This window comes from Streptomyces sp. NBC_00400 (assembly GCF_036048035.1).
Lineage (GTDB): Bacteria > Actinomycetota > Actinomycetes > Streptomycetales > Streptomycetaceae > Streptomyces.
The window spans coordinates 2,214,845-2,230,131 of the sequence record NZ_CP107940.1 but is presented as its reverse complement, the minus strand read 5'-3'; the positions used below and the strand labels follow the sequence as shown (position 1 = coordinate 2,230,131).

Below are 15,287 nucleotides of genomic sequence, written 5' to 3'. Positions count from 1 at the left end.
CCGGACAGTCATCGGCCCCCGGACCCGCACACGGCGGGTACCGGGGGCCGGCGTCGTGCGCCCCGGGCGCCCGGCTCACACCGCCGCGCGGTGGCACACATACGCCAGGGTGCCCACCACCAGCCGCGCCTGCGGCGGCCGGTCCGTGGTGGCCGGCGTCGGCGGGCGCAGCCAGCGCACCGGTCCGTGGCCGCCGAGGTCGGAGGGCGGCGCGGTGATGTGGTCGCCGGGGCCCAGGGACCGCAGATCGAGCGTGGCGTCGTCCCAGCCCATCCGGTAGAGCAGGTCGGGGAGTTCCTTGGCCGCGCCGGGGGCGACGAAGAACAGCGCCCGGCCGGTCGGGGTCACCGCGGCCGGGCCGAGCGGCAGTCCCATCCGCTCCAGGCGCGCCAGGGCGTTGCGCCCCGCGGCCTCGGGCACGTCGAGGATGTCGAACGTCCGGCCCACCGGGAGTAAGAGCGCGGCGCCCGGTGTCTCCGCCCAGGCCGCGGCGGCCGTCTCCCAGCTCGCCCCGGCCGTCAGCTCCGCGGCGAAGGCCAGCGGATGGGCGCCGGGAGCGGGGCAGTCCGCGGCGCCGCACGAGCACTCCGTGCCTCCGCTGCCCGCGCGCACCGCCCGGGCGCCGGGGACGACGTCCCAGCCCCACAGCCCGGTGTACTCCGCCGCCGCCGTGATGTCGGTCGAGCGGACGCGGCGCCGGGAGCTGGAGCGCATCTCTCGGATGCCGCCGATCGTGAAGCCCATGCCCCCTCCAACGGGTGGTGCGTGCCAGTGGTTACGAGTCGGCGGGTTGACGACGTCGCGCCCTTCACGCTCCGTCGCCGGCCCGTGGTGCCGGTGGTGTGACGTGGTGTGCCGGGTGGTGCGGTGTGCCGTGCGAGCCCTGGCGCGCTTCGCTCCGCCCGGCCTTGCTCGACCTGTGTCAAGTCAATCGCGAGAGCCTGTCGGGGAGTTCATACGAAGGGGTGGCGAATGGTGGCGTTTCCGCAATCGCCCTCGCGTGAGGGGTGATCGTAGGATTACTTTCGGTACACGAACCCCGGAGAGGCATCATTCGCACGGGTATGCCGGTGGCAACGACCGGTGGGGCACAGGCCAAAAGGTGTGGCCGGAATCCGTGGTCGGGTAGATGTACCCCGGACAGGCGTCGCAACAGGCGGCAGGCTGTGGCGGGTTCGCGGCACGCACCGGGCACCGGGCACCGGGCACAGACTTCAAGGCAGCTATCGGGATGGGGGCTTCCAGTGGGAGGCAACGGCGGCAGTGGCGGCACCGACGCCGCCAAACAACCCAACGCACAGCTGGGTTCGTGGTTCATGCGCAGCGGCTGGTCCAAGGGGGAGCTGGCGCGGCAGGTCAACCGCCGGGCACGCCAGATGGGCGCGCACCACATCAGTACGGACACCTCCCGGGTCCGCCGCTGGCTCGACGGCGAGCAGCCGCGCGAGCCCATCCCGCGGATCCTGTCCGAGCTGTTCTCCGAGCGCTTCGGCTGCGTGGTCGGCATCGAGGAGCTGGGGCTGCGCTCCGCGCACCAGTCCCCGTCCGTCTCCGGCGTGGACCTGCCCTGGGCCGGGGCCCAAACGGTCAGCCTCATCAGTGAGTTCTCGCGCAGCGACCTGATGCTGGCCCGCCGCGGCTTCCTCGGCACCTCCCTCGCCCTCGCCGCCGGCCCCAGCCTCATCGAGCCGATGCAGCGCTGGCTGGTCCCGGTGCCCGCGGGCCAGGGCGACGTCGCGGAGCCCGACCGTGGCAGGCGGCACGCACGGCTGTCCAAGCCGGAGCTGGACCTGCTGGAGTCGACGACGGCGATGTTCCGGCAGTGGGACGCGCAGTGCGGCGGCGGGCTGCGGCGCAAGGCGGTGGTCGGCCAGCTTCACGAGGTCACCGACCTCCTCCAGGAGCCACAGCCCGCGGCGGTGTCCAAGCGGCTGTTCAAGGTCGCTGCCGAACTCGCCGAACTGGCCGGCTGGATGAGTTACGACATCGGGCTGCAGCCCACCGCCCAGAAATACTTCGTGCTGGCCCTGCATGCGTCCAAGGAGGCCGGCGACCGGCCCCTGGGCTCGTACATCCTCTCCAGCATGAGCCGGCAGATGATCCACCTCAGCCGGCCCGACGATGCACTGGAGCTCATCCATCTGGCCCAGTACGGCAGCCGCGAAACGGCCACCCCGCGCACCCAGGCCATGTTGTATGCGATGGAGGCCCGCGCCTACGCCGGAATGGGCCAGCCCAGCAAGGTCAAGCGGGCCGTCCGGATGGCCGAGGACACCTTCTCCGACGTGCTGCCCGGCGAGCCCGAACCGGACTGGATCCGCTTCTTCTCCGAGGCCGAGCTGAACGCCGAGAACGCCCACTCCTACCGCGATCTCGCCTATGTCGCCGGCCGCAGCCCCACCTACGCCTCGCTCGCCGAGCCCGTCATGGAGCGCGCCGTGGAACTGTTCGGCCAGGACCCCGAGCACCAGCGGTCGTATGCGCTCAACCTGATCGGGATGGCGACCGTGCATCTGCTGCAGAAGGAGCCGGAAGCCTGCGCGGCGATGGCGCAGCAGGCGATCCCGTTCGCCCGGCAGGTCCGCTCGGAGCGGGTCAACACCCGGCTGCGCAAGACCGTGGACACTGCGGCGCGGGAATTCGGCGGTGTCGCCGAGGTGATCCGGCTCAGCGACGAGCTCACCCGCCAGCTTCCCGAATCAGCGGCGGCCGTCTGACGGCACGCCCTCCCAGAACTCCGGCCGCGGCCGCCGCCCCGTACAGCCCGACTCGGCTCCCCCATGCCAGGTCACGCGGGCGGCAGTCGCGGCCGGGCTCGCCTTTGCGCCTAAGCCGGCGCCGCTTTCGCGGAGGTGGTTGGGCGCCGTGGGGGTTGCTCAAGCGGTGGTTTCGGTGGGGTGAACGGGGGACGTTGGGGTGATCTGCGGGTGGTCCGGTGCTGGTCCGGGGCTGATCTGGGAGTTCACCGGGGCGTAACACGGGGGCCTTCTTCGTCACTGCGGTGAAACACCGGCAAGGTTTGGCCGAAACCGCGCTGCGACAACCTCATCGCGAAGCCGGCCCACCAGAAACACGCCCGCACGGGCCGCATCGACGACGAGGAGACGCCGATGCCCCCAGGCATCCTGACGCTTGCAGCAGACAAGGTGACGCTCAGCCCGGCGAACACCGGGTTCATGCTGATCTGCTCCGCCCTGGTGATGATCATGACCCCCGGGCTCGCCTTCTTCTACGGCGGCATGGTCCGGGTCAAGAGCGTGCTCAACATGCTGATGATGAGCTTCATCAGCCTGGGCATCGTCACGATCCTGTGGGTCCTGTACGGCTTCGGGCTCGCGTTCGGCACCGACAAGGGCGGCTTCATCGGCTGGAACGGCAACTTCGCCGGCCTCAGCCACATCGGCCTGACCGAGCTGTGGGGCACCAGCACCATCCCGGTCTATGTCTTCGCGGTCTTCCAGCTGATGTTCGCGGTGATCACGCCGGCGCTGATCAGCGGTGCGCTCGCCGACCGGGTGAAGTTCACCGCCTGGGCGCTGTTCGTCGCCCTGTGGGTCACCGTGGTGTACTTCCCCGTCGCCCACTGGGTCTGGGGCGAGGGCGGCTGGCTCTTCAAGCTGGGCGTCATCGACTTCGCCGGCGGTACGGCCGTCCACATCAACGCCGGTGCCGCGGCGCTCGGCGTGATTCTCGTCGTCGGCAAGCGCATCGGCTTCAAGAAGGACCCGATGCGGCCGCACAGCCTGCCCCTGGTGATGCTCGGCGCCGGACTGCTGTGGTTCGGCTGGTTCGGCTTCAACGCCGGCTCCTGGCTCGGCAACGACGACGGCATCGGCGCGGTCGCCTTCGTCAACACCCAGGTCGCCACCGCCGCCGCGATGCTCGGCTGGCTGGCGTACGAAAAGCTCCGGCACGGCTCGTTCACCACGCTCGGCGCGGCCTCCGGCGCGGTCGCCGGACTGGTCGCGATCACCCCGGCCTGCGGCGCCGTCAGCCCGCTGGGCGCCATCGCGGTCGGTGTGATCGCCGGTGTGCTGTGCGCCATGGCCGTCAACCTCAAGTACAAGTTCGGCTACGACGACTCCCTGGACGTCATCGGCGTCCACCTCGTCGGCGGTGTCGTCGGCTCGTTGCTGATCGGCTTCTTCGCCACCGGCGGGGTGCAGAGCAAGGCCAAGGGCCTGTTCTACGGCGGCGGCCTCGACCAGCTCGGCCGGCAGGCCGTCGGTGTGGTCTGCGTACTGCTCTACTCCCTGGTCGTCTCCTACGTCCTTGCCAAGGCCATCGACCTGGTGATGGGCTTCCGGGTCGGCGAGGACGAGGAGGTCGCCGGCATCGACCAGGCCGCACACGCGGAGACCGCGTACGACTTCGCCGGCGCGGGCGGCGGCACGGTCGGCCGCAAGGGACCGGCACTCGGCGAGGCTCTGACGAAGAAGGTGGACGCGTGAAGCTCATCACGGCAGTAATCAAGCCGCACCGGCTGGACGAGGTGAAGGACGCCCTGCAGGCCTTCGGCGTGCACGGCCTGACGCTCACCGAGGCCAGCGGCTACGGCAGGCAGCGCGGGCACACGGAGGTGTACCGCGGTGCCGAGTACACCGTCGACCTGGTGCCCAAGATCCGCGTCGAGGTGCTGGTCGAGGACGCCGACGCCGAGGAGCTGATGGACGTCGTCGTCAAGGCGGCGCGCACCGGCAAGATCGGCGACGGGAAGGTCTGGAGCATTCCGGTGGACGACGCGGTACGGGTGCGGACCGGGGAGCGGGGACCGGACGCACTGTGACGCGCCACCGCCGCCGCGGCGCGGCTCCGGCACCGGCGGCACCCGCCGCCGTGCCGGAGCGGACGTCCGGGCGGCGGATGGCAGCCCGCCCCGCGGCACCCCAGACTGAAGGTGCCCCGGGGCCGTACGGGGAAGACGTGACCGCGGGGGACCGGACGACCGAGGAGCGCACGACGTGACGGAGAGCGCCGAGGAAACGGCAGGACCGGACGGAACACCGGGCCCGGCGCGGGAGCCCGCGCCCGCCCCGGAAGGCGGCTACCCGGCGGCCCGGCTGCGGCTCCTCCAGGACGAGGCGGCCATCGGACCCGACCGCCGCGCCGCTCTCGCCCGGCTGACCGACGACTGGCTGGCCGGCCTGCTGCACCGGCACGCCACCGAAGCCGGCCTGTCCGGGACCGCCCTGGTCGCCGTCGGCGGCTACGGCCGCGGCGAACTCTCCCCGCGCAGCGATCTCGACCTGCTCCTGCTGCACGACGGCCGCGCCGACCGCGGCGACCTCGCCGCGCTCGCCGACCGCCTCTGGTACCCCGTCTGGGACCTCGGTCTGGCCCTCGACCACTCCGTACGCACCCCCGCCGAGGCCCGTAAAGCGGCCCGCGACGACCTGAAGGTGCAGCTGGGCCTGCTCGACGCCCGCCACCTGGCCGGCGACGCGGAACTGACCGGCGCGCTGCGCACCACCGCCTACGCCGACTGGCGGGAGAGCGCCCCCAAGCGGCTGCCGGAACTCCACGACCTGTGCCAGGAGCGCGCCGAGCGGCAGGGCGAACTCCAGTACCTGCTCGAACCCGACCTCAAGGACGCCAGGGGCGGGCTGCGGGACGCCACCGCGCTCCGTGCGGTCGCCGCCTCCTGGCTCGCCGACGCCCCGCGCGGTGGTCTGGAAGCCGCCCGCACCCGCCTGCTGGACACCCGCGACGCGCTCCATCTGACGACCGGCCGCGCCACCGACCGGCTCTCCCTCCAGGAACAGGACCAGGTCGCCGGCGCCCTGGGCATGCTCGACGCGGACGCCCTGCTGCGGCAGACCTACGAATCCGCCCGCACCATCTCCTACGCCGCCGATGTCACCTGGCGGGAGGTCGGCCGGGTGCTGCGCGCCCGCTCCGTCAAGCCCATGCTGCGCGGCCTGCTGCACGGCCGTACCGCGGGCAGGGGCGAGCGCTCACCGCTCGCCGAAGGCGTCGTCGAACTCGACGGCGAGGCGGTGCTGGCCCGTACCGCACGCCCCGAGCGGGACCCGGTGCTGGTCCTGCGCGCCGCCGCCGCTGCCGCCCAGGCCGGGATCCCGCTGGCCACCCACTCGATCCGCCGGTGCAGCGCGGCCGCCGCCACCCGGCCGCTGCCCGTGCCCTGGCCCGCCGAGGCCCGCGAACAGCTGGTGACGCTGCTGGGCGCGGGCAGCCACACCGTCCCCGTCTGGGAGGCACTGGAAGCCGAGGGCATCATCACCCGGCTGCTGCCCGACTGGGAACGCGTCCGCTGCCGCCCCCAGCGCAACCCCGTCCACACCTGGACCGTGGACCGCCACCTCATCGAGACCGCGGTACGGGCCTCGGCCCTGACCCGCCGGGTGCACCGTCCCGACCTGCTGCTGATCGCCGCCCTGCTGCACGACATCGGCAAGGGCTGGCCCGGTGACCACTCGGTGGCCGGTGAGACCATCGCCCGCGATGTGGCGGCCCGGCTCGGCTTCGGTGCCCGCGACACCGCGGTGATCGCCACCCTCGTACGCCACCACCTGCTGCTCGTCGAGACCGCCACCCGGCGCGATCTGGACGATCCGGCGACCGTGGGCGCGGTCGCCGAGGCGGTCGGCGGCACCGGCACCCTGGAGCTGCTGCACGCCCTGACCGAGGCCGACGCCCTGGCCACCGGGCCCGCCGCCTGGAGCGCCTGGCGCGGTGGACTCGTCGCCGACCTGGTCAAACGGGTCACCGCGCGGCTCGCGGGGGAGCCCCGTACGGAGGTGCGCGACGCCGACGAGCCGACCGCCGAGCAGGAGCGGCTGGCGACCGAGGCCCGGCGCACCGGCGGCCCGGTCCTGGCGCTGCACGCCCGCTCCGAACCCGCCGCCGGAACCGGGGACGGGGCCGCGCCGCCCGACCGGGAGCCGGTCGGGGTGGAACTGCTCATCGCCGTACCCGCGCACCGCTCACCCGGCCGCCGCCCCTCGACGAGCCCGCCGGGCACGCCGGGTGTCCTGCCCGCCGCGGCAGGTGTGCTGGCCCTGCACCGGCTCACCGTCCGCGCCGCCGACCTGCTGATGCTCGACCCCGTCGACGACGGCCCGGTCCTGCTGCTGCGCTGGCGGGTGGCCGCCGAATACGGCTCGCTGCCGCGCGCCGACCGGCTGCGCGCCGACCTGGCCCGCGCCCTGGACGGCTCGCTCGACATCCCCGCCCGCCTCGCCGAGCGCGAACGCGCCTACGCCCGCCGGGCCCGTGCCGTGCTCGCCCCGCCGCCCCGGGTCACCGTGGCCTGCGGCAGCTCCCGCACCGCGACCGTCATCGAGGTCCGCGCCCAGGACGCACACGGTCTGCTGCACCGCATCGGCCGCGCCCTGGAGAAGGCCGGCGTCGCCGTCCGCAGCGCCCACATCAGCACCCTGGGCGCGAACGCGGTGGATGCGTTCTATGTCACGGGAGCGGACGGGGAGCCGCTGTCCGACGGCGCGGCCCATGAGGTGGCGGCGGCCGTCGAGCGTGCTCTGCAGTAGCGGCCGGGGCGCGGGGCCGGACCGGCGGGGAGCGGGGCAGGACCGGTTCGCTTGCGCAGCCCGATACCCTGGAACCCGACTGAACCCCGCCCCCGACCCCGAGGATCGACGACCGCCGTGTTCGATACGCTTTCCGACCGCTTGGCGAGTACTTTCAAAAACCTCCGGGGCAAGGGCCGCCTGAGCGAGGCGGACATCGACGCCACGGCGCGCGAGATCCGTATCGCGCTGCTCGAAGCCGATGTCGCCCTCCCCGTCGTCCGCGCCTTCACCAAGCAGGTCAAGGAGCGTGCCACCGGCTCCGAGGTCTCCCAGGCGCTGAACCCCGCCCAGCAGGTCATCAAGATCGTCAACGAGGAGCTCATCGGCATCCTCGGCGGCGAGACCCGCCGGCTGCGGCTCGCCAAGACGCCCCCGACCGTGATCATGCTGGCCGGTCTGCAGGGTGCCGGTAAGACCACCCTCGCCGGAAAGCTCGGCCGCTGGCTCAGGACGCAGGGCCACGCCCCGCTGCTGGTCGCCTGTGACCTCCAGCGCCCCAACGCCGTCAACCAGCTCCAGGTCGTCTCGGAGCGCGCGGAGGTCGCCTTCTACGGCCCCCAGCCGGGCAACGGCGTCGGCGACCCGGTCCAGGTGGCCAAGGACTCGATCGAGTACGCGCGCACCAAGCAGCACGACGTCGTCATCGTCGACACCGCCGGCCGTCTGGGCATCGACCAGGAGCTGATGCAGCAGGCCGCGGACATCCGCGACGCGGTCAGCCCCGACGAGGTCCTTTTCGTCGTCGACGCGATGATCGGTCAGGACGCGGTCAACACCGCCGAGGCGTTCCGCGACGGCGTCGGCTTCGACGGCGTGGTGCTCTCCAAGCTCGACGGTGACGCCCGTGGTGGTGCCGCGCTGTCCGTCGCGCACGTCACCGGCAAGCAGGTCATGTTCGCCTCCAACGGCGAGAAGCTGGACGACTTCGACGCGTTCCACCCGGACCGCATGGCGTCCCGCATCCTCGGCATGGGCGACATGCTCAGCCTGATCGAGAAGGCCGAGCAGACCTTCAGCCAGGCCGAGGCCGAGAAGATGGCGGCCAAGCTGGCGAAGGGCCCCAAGGAGTTCACCCTCGACGACTTCCTGGCCCAGATGGAGCAGGTCCGCAAGATGGGCTCCATCTCCAAGCTGCTCGGCATGCTGCCCGGCATGGGGCAGATGAAGGACCAGATCAACAACCTCGACGAGCGTGAGGTCGACCGCACGGCCGCCATCATCAAGTCGATGACCCCGGCCGAGCGCCAGGAGCCGACGATCATCAACGGCTCGCGCCGGGCCCGTATCGCCAAGGGCTCCGGTGTCGACGTCAGCGCGGTCAAGGGCCTGGTCGAGCGGTTCTTCGACGCCCGCAAGATGATGTCCAAGATGGCTCAGGGCGGCGGCATGCCCGGGATGCCCGGCATGCCGGGGATGCCTGGCATGGGCGGTGGAGCCCGCAAGAAGAAGCAGGTCAAGCAGGCCAAGGGCAAGCGCAAGAGCGGTAACCCGATGAAGCGCAAGGCCGAGGAGGAGGCCGCGACGGCGCGCCGGGAGGCCGCCCAGGCCGGCAACCCGCTGGGCCTGCCGCAGGGCGGCCAGGACCCGCAGAACTTCGAACTCCCCGAGGAGTTCAAGAAGTTCATGGGCTGAGCCCTCCCGCGACTTTCCGCAGCTTCGGCTGACGAGCCCCCGGCCGCCATGGGTGGTCGGGGGCTCCGCCGTGTCCGGCGGATACGGGGTGGGCACGGGGAGCACGGGACACGGGCCGGGCGCCGGCCCCGCGGCCCCCGCGTCAGAGGGCCGGCGGCCCGTCGTCCGCCTCGTCCCGCCCCGTGAGAAACCGCAGCGGATTGCGCCGCGTCAGCCGGTCGGTCAGCTCCTCGTCCACGCCCGCCGCCCGCAGCCGCGGCAGGAAGGACCGGAACAGGTGCCCGTAGCCCGTTCCGCCCTCGCTGAGCAGATAGCCGTGGCGGGAGACATCGCAGCTCAGCAGCACCCGGTCGGCGTATCCGGACTCCAGGAGGGCCAGCAGCAGCCGCAGCCGCCCCCGGTCGCTCCGGTAGCTCTCCTTGCCGACGGTGTCGAACGCGAGGTACGCACCGGCCGCCGCCAGCTCCCGGTGCACCGCCGGATCGTCGAGCAGGTCCTGATGGCCGATGCTGACCCGGTGCGGCGGCAGCCCGGCCGCCGTCAGCAGCTCCAGCTGGGCGAGCCCGCCGCGGCCGAACCGGGCATGGGTGGCCACCGACAGCCCGGTCGCCGCAGCGGCGAGCGCCGCCGCGGTCAGCGTCCGCGCCTCCGGCTCGCTCGGCACATCGCCGTGGCTGCCGACCTCGCCGATCACCCCGGGACGGATCCCGGAGCCACCGCAGCCGCGCTCGATCTCCCCGACCAGCGTGCCGGCCAGCCGCTCGGCGCTGGTGCGGCTCAGCTCCGCGGGATGGAACGGCTCGTAATACCAGCCGGTCGCCGCGATGACCGCCACCCCCGAATCCGCGGCGATCCGGGCCATCGAGGCCACATCGCGCCCCATGCCCCGGCAGGTGAGCTCGACGAGCAGGCCGAGCCCGAACTCGGTGCGCAGCGATGCCAGTTCCTCGGTGATCGCGGCACGGTGCCCGGGGGTCAAGGTCGCCGCGCTGTCGGCGCCCCGGGTCAGATCGAGCGCCAGATGCTCATGGGCGAGCACCGGCCCGCGCACGGCGGAAGCGGGCAAGGTGCCCGAGACGGTTTGCAGCAGATCGCTCATCAGTGCCTTCCCGGCCGCCCGGCGCGGCCGAACCCCGTCCGGGAACGGATCCCGTCCGGGATCCTGGATACTGCCGGCCGCCCGCCGAAAGCCCGCCCGGACGGCCGCCCCCGGGGCCCTGTCGCCGGCCCGGCCCCGCGCTACCTCGTCCGCGCGATCAGATAGCGGAAGACATTCGGCATCCACACCGTCCCGTCAGCCCGCTGATGCGGATACAGCGCCTCCGCGAGCTCCTTCTCCACCTGACGCTGCTCGGCCGCCTCCAGCGCCGTGTCGAACAGCCCCGTCGACAGCATCCCCCGCACCGCACTCGCCAGATCGGCGTACCCGAACGGGCAGGCCACCCGGCCCGAACCATCGGGCCGCAGCCCGGCCCGCTCCGCCAGCTCCTCCAGATCGTCCCGGCCGCCGGTCCAGCACCCGGCTGAGCCTGCGGCGTCCTCGCCCGCCGGACCGGCCGGCCGCTGCGCCACCCGCAGTACCCCGGCCGTGGCACACCGCTCCACCGGGCCCCAGCCGCCCAGCACCACCGCACTGCCGCGCTCCGCCAGCCCCGCCGCCGCGGTGAGCGACGCCGTCAGCCCCTCGACCGTGCTCACGCAGCCCACCGGATGGAACGCCGTGACCACATTGAAAGGGGCGTCCCCGGGCGCCGCGTCCTCCAGCCCGCCGCTGACCAGCCGGGTGTGCTCCGGCATACCGTCCGGCGTGAGCCGTTCACGCGCCAGCTCCAGCCGGGACTCGTCCGCATCCACCCCGCTGACCTGCGCGCCCCGCGCCGCCGCGAGCAGCAGCGCCAGCCCGGAGCCACACCCCAGCCCCAGCAGACGGGTACCGGGCCCGACCCCCAGACGGTCGTACGCGGCCTCGTAGAGCGGCACCAGCATCCGCTCCTGGATCTCGGCCCAGTCACGGGTGCGCGCCCGTGACCCGGCCGGAACGAGAGGGTCGTCGCAGCGCATGGATCCGGAGTGCGGAAGCTGGTGCCGCACGAGCGTCGGTGACATCGATAGCGCCCCTATTCGCCGAGAACCCGAAGCTGTTCCGTACCGATCGCCCCCGTGTTCGCGCGTGGTGCGCCCCCCGCGATCCAGACAACTGCGCATTCGTCCGGGCGTCCAGGGGGTGCGCCGGGGTTGTCTCCCGCGCGCCCCCGTGTGCGCCGGGCCCGCTCCCTGGAGCGCCGTTCCAGGGTGCCCCGGCCGGCGCCGTTCCGCCACGGCAGCACCCGCCGCCCGGACGCTCCCCGCGCCCCGGGTGCCGTCCGGCCACCCACCCCCGCCGGCCCCTAGGGTGGGATACGAGCCGGTGCCGACCGGGCACAGGCACCCCCGTACCATCGCCGCGATGATCGTTGCCCCGGGATACGACCGGCTACGCCATGCGGCGTACGCGGGGATACGTACCGGCTTGAGGTCCCCTGGGCGTCTTCTGCGCAGATCTGCGCACCCCGCCCCCGGCACGCCTCATGACCGTAAACTGACTGGTACGTGCAAATTATTTGGGATGCCCCGGAATCGGAACACCGGGCGACCCCGGCTCGTTGTCACGACGTGAGCACGACACCGCCTGTCCTCGCCGCCGAACTGGCGCTCGCCTGGGCCGATATTCAACGGCACCACCCCGAGCTGCCGGACCTGGCCGCGCCCGAGTCCCTGATCGGAGAGTCCTCGTCCGCCTGCGGCGCCGAACTCTCTTTCGAACGGCTGCTCCATGAGGCAGTCCACGGCATCGCCGCCACCCGCGGCATCCGCGACACCTCCCGCGCAGGCCGCTACCACAACCGCCGCTTCCTGGCGATCGCCGAGGAGCTGGGCCTGGACCATGCCGACGAGCCGCACCCCAGCAGCGGCTTCTCCCTGGTCACGCTCAACCCCGAAGCCAGAAGGCGCTACCGCTCCACCATCGAACGACTGGCCAGAGCCCTCAAGGCGCACACCGCCGCCACCGCCACCGACACCTCCCGCAGCTTCCGGGGGCCGGCCGCCCGGCACGGCTCCTCCGGAGGGGGCGTCCGCGTCAAGGCCGTCTGCGACTGCGGGCGCAACGTCCGCGTGGTGCCCTCCGTGCTGGCCCAGGCGCCGATCGTCTGCGGCGGCTGCGGCAAGCCCTTCCGGATCCCCGAGGTGGCCGCGGTCGGCTGACCCACGGGCGTGTGGCACAATAGCTAGCTGTACTCGACAGTCGCACAGGACCCCTCTCTCCTCCGGCTGACGCGTCCATCGGGCACCCCGAGTACCGCAACCCCACGTGGCATCCCGTTGTGCCCCACCACGTCAAGACCAGGAGACACCACTCCCGTGGCAGTCAAGATCAAGCTGAAGCGTCTGGGCAAGATCCGCGCGCCTCACTACCGCATCGTCATCGCCGACTCCCGTACCCGCCGTGACGGCCGGGCCATCGAGGAGATCGGCCTGTACCACCCGGTGCAGAACCCCTCGCGCATCGAGGTCGACTCTGAGCGTGTCCAGTACTGGCTGGGTGTCGGCGCGCAGCCGACCGAGCCCGTCATGGCCATCCTCAAGGTCACCGGCGACTGGCAGAAGTTCAAGGGCCTGCCGGCCCCGGCGCCGATGAAGGTCGCCGAGCCGAAGGCCGACAAGCGCGCCCTCTTCGAGGCCGCGGCCAAGGACTCCGGCAACGAGCCCAAGGGTGAGGCCATCACCCCGAAGGCGAAGAAGGCTGACAAGAAGGCGGACGAGGCTGCGGCCGAGTCCACCTCCGAGTCGACCGAGGCCTGAGCATGCTCGAGGAAGCCCTCGAGCACCTCGTCAAGGGCATCGTCGACAACCCCGATGACGTGCAGGTAGCCTCGCGCACCCTGCGCCGCGGGCGCGTGCTGGAGGTCCGGGTCCACCCCGACGACCTCGGCAAGGTGATCGGCCGCAACGGCCGTACCGCCCGTGCCCTGCGGACCGTCGTGGGCGCCATCGGCGGCCGTGGCATCCGCGTCGACCTCGTCGACGTGGACCAGGTCCGCTGACAAGTTGAACACCGGCTCGGGCCGGGGAGGGCCCTCGGGCCGTCCCCGGCCCGAGTTCGTTGGTGAGGGTGGATCCACCCGCACCGCCCTCCATGGAGAAACCGCGACGGTCCTCGGCCGCCTCCGCGAAAGCGGCGGCGGCTCAGCCGCAAGAAACGGGAGAGAACAGCGTGCAGTTGGTAGTGGCACGGATCGGCCGCGCCCACGGCATCAAGGGCGAGGTCACGGTAGAGGTGCGCACCGACGAGCCCGAACTGCGGCTCGCCCCGGGCGCCGTCCTCGCCACCGAACCGTCCTCCGTCGGACCGCTGACCATCACGGCCGGCCGGGTGCACAGCGGCCGGCTGCTGCTGCGCTTCGAGGGCGTCGCGGACCGCACGGCCGCCGAGGCGCTGCGCAACACCCTGCTGATCGCGGAGGTCGACCCCGAGGAAGTCCCCGAGGACCCCGAGGAGTTCTACGACCACCAGCTGATGGACCTCGATGTCGTCACCCGCGACGGCACCGAGGTCGGCCGGATCTCCGAGATCTCCCATCTGCCCTACCAGGACCTGCTGGTCGTCCAGCGGCCCGACGGCAGTGAGGTGCTGGTCCCGTTCGTCTCCGAGATCGTGCCGGAGATCGACCTGGAGGAGCAGCGCGCGGTCATCGACCCGCCGCCCGGCCTCCTCGACGACAGCCAGGCGGACATCGCCGGCAGCCGCGAGGACAGCTGATGCGGCTCGATGTCGTCACGATCTTCCCGGAGTACCTCGAACCGCTGAACGTCTCCCTCGTCGGCAAGGCCCGCGCCCGCGGACAGCTCGATGTGCGCATCCACGACCTGCGCGCATGGGCCCATGACAAGCACAACACCGTCGACGACACGCCCTACGGCGGCGGCCCCGGCATGGTCATGAAGCCCGAGCCGTGGGGCGAAGCGCTCGATTCGATCCTCGCGTCCGGTGAAGGCGCACCGGTGATCGTCGTCCCCACCCCGAGCGGCGCGCCCTTCACCCAGCAGCTCGCGGTCGAGCTCTCGGCCAAGCCCTGGCTGGTGTTCACCCCGGCCCGCTACGAAGGCATCGACCGCCGCGTCATCGAGGAGTACGGCGACCGGGTCGACGTCCGTGAGGTCTCCATCGGCGACTACGTCCTGGCCGGCGGAGAGGCGCCGGTGCTGGTCATGGTCGAGGCGGTGGCCCGGCTGCTGCCCGGCGTCCTCGGCAATGCCGCCTCCCACCAGGACGACTCCTTCGCCCCCGGTGCGATGGCCGACCTCCTGGAGGGCCCCGTCTACACCAAGCCTCCCGAGTGGCGCGGCCGCGGAATCCCCGAGGTGCTGCTCAGCGGCCACCACGGCAAGATCGCCCGCTGGCGCCGTGACGAGGCCTTCCGCCGCACCGACCTCAACCGCCCCGATCTGATCGAGCGCGCCGACCCCGCCGCGTTCGACAAGCACGACCGCGCGATCCTGGCTGCTCTGGGCTGGTCAGCGGGCGAGGACGGCCGATTTGGGCGGACGAGTGGGGCCGTGGAAGAATAGGCCGCTGCCGTGTGAGTCCGGCGCGCGCCCCTGCCACAGGGGGAACGACGCCCGTCCGACGAAGCGGCATCCGACACATCATTTCCGATATCCCGTTGATGACCTGTGGCATCAGCGAAGAAAGCAGTAGGTCATGCACCTTCTCGACTCCGTCGACGCCGCGTCGAAGCGCAGCGACATCCCGGCCTTCCGCCCGGGTGACACCGTCAACGTCCACGTCCGCGTCATCGAGGGCAACCGCTCCCGTGTGCAGCAGTTCAAGGGCGTTGTCATCCGCCGTCAGGGCGCCGGCGTGCGCGAGACCTTCACGGTCCGCAAGGTCAGCTTCTCCGTCGGCGTCGAGCGCACCTTCCCGGTGCACACCCCGATCGTCGAGAAGATCGAGGTCGTGACCCGCGGTGACGTCCGTCGCGCCAAGCTGTACTTCCTCCGCGAGCTCCGCGGCAAGGCCGCGAAGATCAAGGAGAAGCGCGACAACTGAGCCGGGCCGTCCCGGAG

The 15,287-nt window shown here is 72.3% G+C and carries 14 protein-coding genes; 11 read left to right on the top strand and 3 right to left on the bottom strand.

Annotated elements, in window-relative coordinates; genetic code table 11:
- Positions 1–75 precede the first annotated feature (75 nt).
- The gene (locus OHS81_RS09680; protein WP_328384278.1) at positions 76–744 is read right to left on the bottom strand and encodes a bifunctional DNA primase/polymerase; all 669 of its coding nucleotides are present in this window, start codon (positions 742–744) and stop codon (positions 76–78) included.
- Between the two features lie 500 nt (positions 745–1,244).
- Here OHS81_RS09680 and nsdA point away from each other — a divergent pair, with 500 nt between their 5' ends.
- The 5 genes from nsdA (at position 1,245) to ffh (ending at position 9,182) form a co-directional block, all read left to right on the top strand.
- A complete protein-coding gene (gene nsdA / locus OHS81_RS09675) occupies positions 1,245–2,717 on the top strand; it encodes a transcriptional repressor NsdA (protein WP_328384276.1) in 1,473 nt (490 codons plus the stop codon).
- Between the two features lie 393 nt (positions 2,718–3,110).
- Positions 3,111–4,451, top strand: a complete 1,341-nt coding sequence (locus OHS81_RS09670; protein ID WP_328384274.1) for an ammonium transporter — start codon at positions 3,111–3,113, stop codon at positions 4,449–4,451.
- A complete protein-coding gene (locus OHS81_RS09665) occupies positions 4,448–4,786 on the top strand; it encodes a P-II family nitrogen regulator (RefSeq protein ID WP_088800278.1) in 339 nt (112 codons plus the stop codon). The genes OHS81_RS09670 and OHS81_RS09665 overlap by 4 nt, the downstream gene beginning before the upstream one ends.
- Before the next feature lie 175 nt (positions 4,787–4,961).
- Positions 4,962–7,508, top strand: a complete 2,547-nt coding sequence (locus OHS81_RS09660; protein WP_328384271.1) for a [protein-PII] uridylyltransferase — start codon at positions 4,962–4,964, stop codon at positions 7,506–7,508.
- Positions 7,509–7,625: 117 nt separating this feature from the next.
- On the top strand, positions 7,626–9,182 hold the full coding sequence (gene ffh / locus OHS81_RS09655; protein ID WP_328384269.1) for a signal recognition particle protein: 1,557 nt from the start codon (positions 7,626–7,628) through the stop codon (positions 9,180–9,182).
- A gap of 142 nt (positions 9,183–9,324) precedes the next feature.
- Here the strand turns inward: ffh and OHS81_RS09650 are convergent, their stop codons facing one another.
- Together OHS81_RS09650 and OHS81_RS09645 are read right to left on the bottom strand one after the other, a co-directional pair.
- Positions 9,325–10,281, bottom strand: a complete 957-nt coding sequence (locus OHS81_RS09650; protein WP_328384267.1) for a phosphotriesterase family protein — start codon at positions 10,279–10,281, stop codon at positions 9,325–9,327.
- A gap of 140 nt (positions 10,282–10,421) precedes the next feature.
- Positions 10,422–11,288, bottom strand: coding sequence for a class I SAM-dependent methyltransferase (locus OHS81_RS09645; RefSeq protein ID WP_328384265.1), 867 nt, complete (start codon positions 11,286–11,288; stop codon positions 10,422–10,424).
- Positions 11,289–11,834: 546 nt separating this feature from the next.
- Between OHS81_RS09645 and OHS81_RS09640 the strand changes: the two genes are divergently transcribed.
- From OHS81_RS09640 to rplS, 6 genes are all read left to right on the top strand, one after another.
- Positions 11,835–12,425, top strand: a complete 591-nt coding sequence (locus OHS81_RS09640) for a hypothetical protein (protein ID WP_088800283.1) — start codon at positions 11,835–11,837, stop codon at positions 12,423–12,425.
- Between the two features lie 156 nt (positions 12,426–12,581).
- Entirely contained in the window at positions 12,582–13,022 is a 441-nt protein-coding gene (gene rpsP, locus OHS81_RS09635; RefSeq protein WP_030080385.1) for a 30S ribosomal protein S16, read from the top strand.
- Positions 13,023–13,024: 2 nt separating this feature from the next.
- Positions 13,025–13,264: an RNA-binding protein gene (locus OHS81_RS09630; protein WP_003980229.1), complete on the top strand. Its 240-nt coding sequence runs from the start codon at positions 13,025–13,027 to the stop codon at positions 13,262–13,264.
- 170 nt (positions 13,265–13,434) lie between these two features.
- The gene (gene rimM, locus OHS81_RS09625) at positions 13,435–13,980 is read left to right on the top strand and encodes a ribosome maturation factor RimM (protein WP_328384262.1); all 546 of its coding nucleotides are present in this window, start codon (positions 13,435–13,437) and stop codon (positions 13,978–13,980) included.
- The gene (trmD, locus tag OHS81_RS09620; RefSeq protein ID WP_328384260.1) at positions 13,980–14,789 is read left to right on the top strand and encodes a tRNA (guanosine(37)-N1)-methyltransferase TrmD; all 810 of its coding nucleotides are present in this window, start codon (positions 13,980–13,982) and stop codon (positions 14,787–14,789) included. The genes rimM and trmD overlap by 1 nt, the downstream gene beginning before the upstream one ends.
- Before the next feature lie 133 nt (positions 14,790–14,922).
- Complete coding sequence (rplS, locus tag OHS81_RS09615) at positions 14,923–15,270, top strand: 50S ribosomal protein L19 (RefSeq protein WP_018087148.1); 348 nt, start codon at positions 14,923–14,925, stop codon at positions 15,268–15,270.
- Positions 15,271–15,287 lie beyond the last annotated feature (17 nt).

Bases quoted from the DNA above. Each gene is read 5' to 3' on its own strand.
- OHS81_RS09680 (WP_328384278.1), bottom strand. From the start codon at position 744: ATGGGCTTCACGATCGGCGGCATCCGAGAGATGCGCTCCAGCTCCCGG.
- OHS81_RS09670 (WP_328384274.1), top strand. From the start codon at position 3,111: ATGCCCCCAGGCATCCTGACGCTTGCAGCAGACAAGGTGACGCTCAGC.
- OHS81_RS09650 (WP_328384267.1), bottom strand. From the start codon at position 10,281: ATGAGCGATCTGCTGCAAACCGTCTCGGGCACCTTGCCCGCTTCCGCC.
- OHS81_RS09645 (WP_328384265.1), bottom strand. From the start codon at position 11,288: ATGTCACCGACGCTCGTGCGGCACCAGCTTCCGCACTCCGGATCCATG.
- OHS81_RS09630 (WP_003980229.1), top strand. From the start codon at position 13,025: ATGCTCGAGGAAGCCCTCGAGCACCTCGTCAAGGGCATCGTCGACAAC.
- trmD (WP_328384260.1), top strand. From the start codon at position 13,980: ATGCGGCTCGATGTCGTCACGATCTTCCCGGAGTACCTCGAACCGCTG.
- rplS (WP_018087148.1), top strand. From the start codon at position 14,923: ATGCACCTTCTCGACTCCGTCGACGCCGCGTCGAAGCGCAGCGACATC.